Genomic DNA, 4,211 nt, shown 5'->3' with positions numbered 1-4,211 from the left:
CGTGTCCAGTGTGCTCGTTGGCGTTGCGTCATCCATCCATACACAACTGCAACACCCAAAAATCTGCGCAAGGTGGGGTCAAAACGGCGCTTACGATAAACCGCGTGTCTGGTGTCATAAAGATCCCAGTCATGGGTGAGGATCCGTCCTTGCGCCGACAATTGCTGGTGCAGCCGGGTGCCGGGGTAAGGCGTCTGGATATGGAACGTAGCCGTGGTGATACCGTGCTGGACGCCCCAATCTACGGTGCGATCAAACACATCGGCCTCGTCATCATCCATGCCGAACACGAAGGAGCCGTTGATCATGATGCCCAGATCGTTGAGCCGGCGCGCGACTGCGGCATAGTCGCGGGCAAGGTTCTGCTTCTTGTTGATATCGGCCAGATTGCGCGGGCTGAAGGTTTCAAAGCCGACGAACAGACTGCGCAGGCCCGCTTCTGCCGCTTGCTCGATCAGATCGCCACGCAGGATGGAATCGACGGTGGCGGCCCCCTGAAACAGGCGCCCCATACCGCGCATCCCCTCGAACAGCCCTGCTGCAAAGCGCCGGTCTCCCAGCAGATGATCGTCGAGAAAATAGAGGTGCTGGCCGGGGAGCCGTTCGATTTCCGCCAGCGCTTCGTCAATGCGCTGCGCATAAAAGGACCGGCCGCCGGTGAAGAAGGCGTCCTTGTAGCAGAAATCGCAATGCTGCGGGCAGCCGCGCGTCACCACGATCGAATTGGGGACGAGATAGCGATCTCGCTTGATAAGGTCGCGCCGCACGGGCGGCAGGCCATGCAAGGTCCGGCCTTGCGTCGAAGCATAGCGCGGTTTCGGGCATCCATCGCGCAGATCTCGAAGGAACTGCGGAAATGTCTGCTCCCCTGGCCCCAAAAAGATAGTGTCGGCATGGGGCGCTGCTTCTTCGGGCAAAGACGTGACATGCAGCCCGCCCAATGCCACGCGGCAACCTTTCGCCCGATAGTGGTCGGCCAGCGCATAGGCGCGGTAGGCATTGGTGATATAGACTTGGATCACCACAAGATCGGGCTTGTCTTCGGTGGTCAGCGGCTCGACATGATCGTCAACAAGCTCAGCCTCGTCATCGGGAGTCAGGAACGCAGCCAGGGTAGCAAGGCCGAGCGGAGGAAAGAGCGAGTACTTGATCGGCCGCCAGAAAGGGCTTTTGGCCTCGGTCAGCGCAGGGAGGATGAATTTGACCTTCATGCGCCTCCTCCCAAAAGATGTGGAAAGGCCACACTTGCGCCGATCAGCGCCGCCACCATGGCCGCCAACAAGACCGCGCCCGCAGCCAGATCCTTGATCTGCTTCACTCGGGGATGAAAATCCGGCTGAACCAAATTGCAAAGCACCTCGATCGCAGTGTTGAAGGCCTCAGCGACCCATACCATCGCGACGGCCAGCGCCAGCCAGCGCCAGTCATCAAGGCCACAGTGCAGCTCCAGGCCTGCCAACACTACTGCCAAGCTGGCAACAAGGTGGACGCGGGCATTGGGTTCGTTTCGGATCAGCGCACCGATGCCGTGCAGCGCAAAACCGATGCTGCGTAGCCTGGATATGCCGTATGAGATGAAGGGCAGGCGCGCAGTGTTTCGCAAACTACTTTGCATTGCAAAGTCTCCAGACAAAAAATCTCAACCCGCTTGTGGCATTGTTTTCAAATCGCTGTCCGCGTGCCCAGTCGTCGCACGCGAAGCTTGGCGCAGCACACGTTCCAGCTCTCCCAGATAAGCCACGAACTGCTCGCGCCCGTGATTGGTCAGGCGGCAACGGGTATGTGGTCGTTTACCCTCATAGCCTTTGTCCAGCGCGACAAAGCCTGCCTCTTCCAATACTTGCAGATGGCGGCTGAGATTGCCGTCGGTCAAGCCGCACAAGGCCTTCAGATCGGAAAAGCCCAGTCCATCTGCATGTCCAGCCAACGACGTGGCGATCCCCAGGCGCGCCTTCTCGTGGAAAATCCGGTCCAGCCCGGCATAAGCATAGGGAGCTTGGCGGTCAGAACCCGGCATTGTGGCGCTCCGCATCGCGATGGAGAATGACGGCAACCGCAGCCTGTCCCAACGAGAAGGGGATACCCATCATCCACGGTGACAGTGGCGCTCCCCGACTAGCGAGATCAAGCACTACCAGGCCGCAAGCAAAATACCAGCCAGCGGGCCAGATGATGGCCTTTGGCAAGCTTGTCAGCGAGGTGAAGCCGATCAGCGCGATGAGGACCTGCCACAAGCCCGGCAGTATCCACAGGTTGGCCGAGACTGAATTATAGAGGATCACGGTGATGCCAGCGCCCGCGACACCAATCGGCACCATCTGGCGTGCTGTGCCAGCGACCATCATGGAAGCCATCGTGCCATGCATCCGACTGATGCGGGCCAGCCCCTCCACGAAGATCAAAGCAGCCGATGCGACGGCAACGCTCACCCAAACCGCAACATAGCGCGAGGGATCACTCGCGAGGCGTTCGGGCCACAACGTTTGCGCGACTGCCGCTAGAAACGCGAAGGCCCCGCTTCCTGCGACGGCCACCGGAGCGAAGCCATGAAATCGCGTGCTGGATGCAAGTTGCGCGCGAATGCCGGCAATGTCGGACAATGCTTGGTCGATATCGCGCATCAGGGACCTCACTTTGCAATGCAAAGTACTTGGTCCAAATTTAATGTCAAGCGACCGCTTCCACGTCCACCTTGGGATGGAGCATCTCCGCAACCTGTTTAACGAATGGCTAGTTCGGAAGGTTCGACCCGGGCCCGGCAACGCCTGGTCTGAGGGCGATCGCGGCGAAATGCGCAGATGGGCGGCTCGCGCCCAATTCCGAACGTTCATAATTTTGCCAGACCGTAAACTATGCCATGCTTAGCCGGTTCAACGACGTACTGGGTGCATTGTGAAAGATCGGCGATTAGCATGGGTGGCGCTGGGCGCAGGATTGGTATCCGTCGCGATTACACTCACTCAAATTTTACCGACAGGGAAGCAGGACACGCGGTTCCTTGCGATCGAGTTCTCGCATGATGTTCACGATGAGGGTGAAGTTATTGCGGCAGTCGGTCAATGTCTTGGAAGTTTCAAAGTTTTTTCATCAAGCCACGTGGCGATGATTCAGGTTCCAATTAAAGCGCTAGGTTCAAAGGATTTTATTTGCCTCATTGATAAACTTGGGGGAGTTAAACGTTCCATGGTCATCGAGTCGCACGAGGGGTTTTGATCGTTAGGTTACCCTATTCGCGAGCCTAGCCGCATAGGTAAACGAACAGCCGCTTCCGGCGTACAAACTCCGGCGCCCAAACGACGGCTATTGCGGCGACACTCCCCCCGAACTATGCATCGAGATTTGGTGGTTTCAATGCGATTGCGCCACTAACGTCGCCAAGTGCTGCCTTCGGGCCAAGACGCGCTTCGCGGCTAAGCTGTTTCAACAGATCAATGTTTGGCCCGGCCAAACCAAAGCGAATGAGCCACCTCCTTGAACTCGACTGTGCTCGTAAGAGCAGGAACCGTTCAGCGCGTGCAGCCAACCAGTCGAAATCTTGCCAGAGGCTGCCGTCCGTTATCTCCCGAAAACCTTTGCGCCAGGCCGCATAGTCGCGCAGCCTATCGTGGTTGATCAGAACGGAGGATGCAAATGACTCAAAGTAGATATTCAAATAAATCCGGCGACGTCGCGCGAGCGAGCCGATAAAACCGAACTGGGTTGCCACACTAGAGACGGAGGCGCGCGTCTCCGAATCGAGCCCGCCGAAACTGCGCGAATGTGTAGACGCGGGCGCGAGCAACTCTTGTAGATTGAAGCGAGTGTTACGTGCCTCTTTCGCCTGCATCATCTCTATTGCTTTAAAGGTCGCCTCCATACGGTTGCGTCGAGCGCCTAGCCAGAAAAGCAAGATGGTTACGGCTATTCCGATTGCACCTACGACTACCGAAGGATTTGCCAGCACGAACGTCAACACGGGGCTGTTTGGCGTAGCGGGGACGCACGCCACGGCTGCGGAGGCGACTTTGATCATTGCGTCTGGATCCCCAAGGACTGGTCGCTTGAGCGTCAATGCCAAGTATGAATGAACGACAGCTTTTGGAAAAGCCCAACGTGCGCTCGAATGTCCGCTATTAAGGCGGTTTGCGCCCCAATTCCGCAACTGGTCAAAAGCGCTAGCTCCTGACCAGACCAAGACGTTCGTGTGGGCTCGCCCGAACGACGGGAAACTG

At 57.8% G+C, this 4,211-nt stretch carries 6 protein-coding genes; 1 reads left to right on the top strand and 5 read right to left on the bottom strand.

Features of this window, described 5'->3' with window-relative positions:
* From FHW94_RS22930 to FHW94_RS22915, 4 genes are all read right to left on the bottom strand, one after another.
* Positions 1–1,211 (bottom strand): radical SAM protein (locus tag FHW94_RS22930; RefSeq protein ID WP_168558148.1); only part of this gene is annotated, 1,211 nt, incomplete at its 3' end.
* Positions 1,208–1,615, bottom strand: coding sequence for a diacylglycerol kinase family protein (locus tag FHW94_RS22925; protein ID WP_168558147.1), 408 nt, complete (start codon positions 1,613–1,615; stop codon positions 1,208–1,210). The genes FHW94_RS22925 and FHW94_RS22930, both read right to left, overlap by 4 nt.
* 24 nt (positions 1,616–1,639) lie before the next feature.
* Complete coding sequence (locus FHW94_RS22920; RefSeq protein WP_168558146.1) at positions 1,640–2,017, bottom strand: transcriptional regulator; 378 nt, start codon at positions 2,015–2,017, stop codon at positions 1,640–1,642.
* The gene (locus FHW94_RS22915; RefSeq protein ID WP_168558145.1) at positions 2,004–2,621 is read right to left on the bottom strand and encodes a hypothetical protein; all 618 of its coding nucleotides are present in this window, start codon (positions 2,619–2,621) and stop codon (positions 2,004–2,006) included. Before FHW94_RS22915 ends, FHW94_RS22920 begins: the two co-directional genes overlap by 14 nt.
* A 271-nt stretch (positions 2,622–2,892) precedes the next feature.
* On the opposite strand from FHW94_RS22915, the gene FHW94_RS22910 reads away from it, so the two are divergent.
* Entirely contained in the window at positions 2,893–3,213 is a 321-nt protein-coding gene (locus FHW94_RS22910) for a hypothetical protein (RefSeq protein WP_168558144.1), read from the top strand.
* A 112-nt stretch (positions 3,214–3,325) separates the two neighbouring features.
* Here the strand turns inward: FHW94_RS22910 and FHW94_RS22905 are convergent, their stop codons facing one another.
* Complete coding sequence (locus FHW94_RS22905) at positions 3,326–3,952, bottom strand: hypothetical protein (RefSeq protein WP_168558143.1); 627 nt, start codon at positions 3,950–3,952, stop codon at positions 3,326–3,328.
* Between the last annotated feature and the right edge of the window lie 259 nt (positions 3,953–4,211).

The sequence above is a fragment of the Novosphingobium sp. SG720 genome (assembly GCF_012275365.1).
Lineage (GTDB): Bacteria > Pseudomonadota > Alphaproteobacteria > Sphingomonadales > Sphingomonadaceae > Novosphingobium > Novosphingobium rhizosphaerae.
The sequence above is the reverse complement of the archived record's forward strand: the minus strand, read 5'-3'. Positions and strand labels throughout refer to the sequence as shown.

What these genes read in the sequence shown, in the direction of transcription:
- FHW94_RS22920 (WP_168558146.1), bottom strand. Translation starts at nt 2,017, where the DNA reads ATGCCGGGTTCTGACCGCCAAGCTCCCTATGCTTATGCCGGGCTGGAC.
- FHW94_RS22925 (WP_168558147.1), bottom strand. Translation starts at nt 1,615, where the DNA reads ATGCAAAGTAGTTTGCGAAACACTGCGCGCCTGCCCTTCATCTCATAC.
- FHW94_RS22915 (WP_168558145.1), bottom strand. Translation starts at nt 2,621, where the DNA reads ATGCGCGATATCGACCAAGCATTGTCCGACATTGCCGGCATTCGCGCG.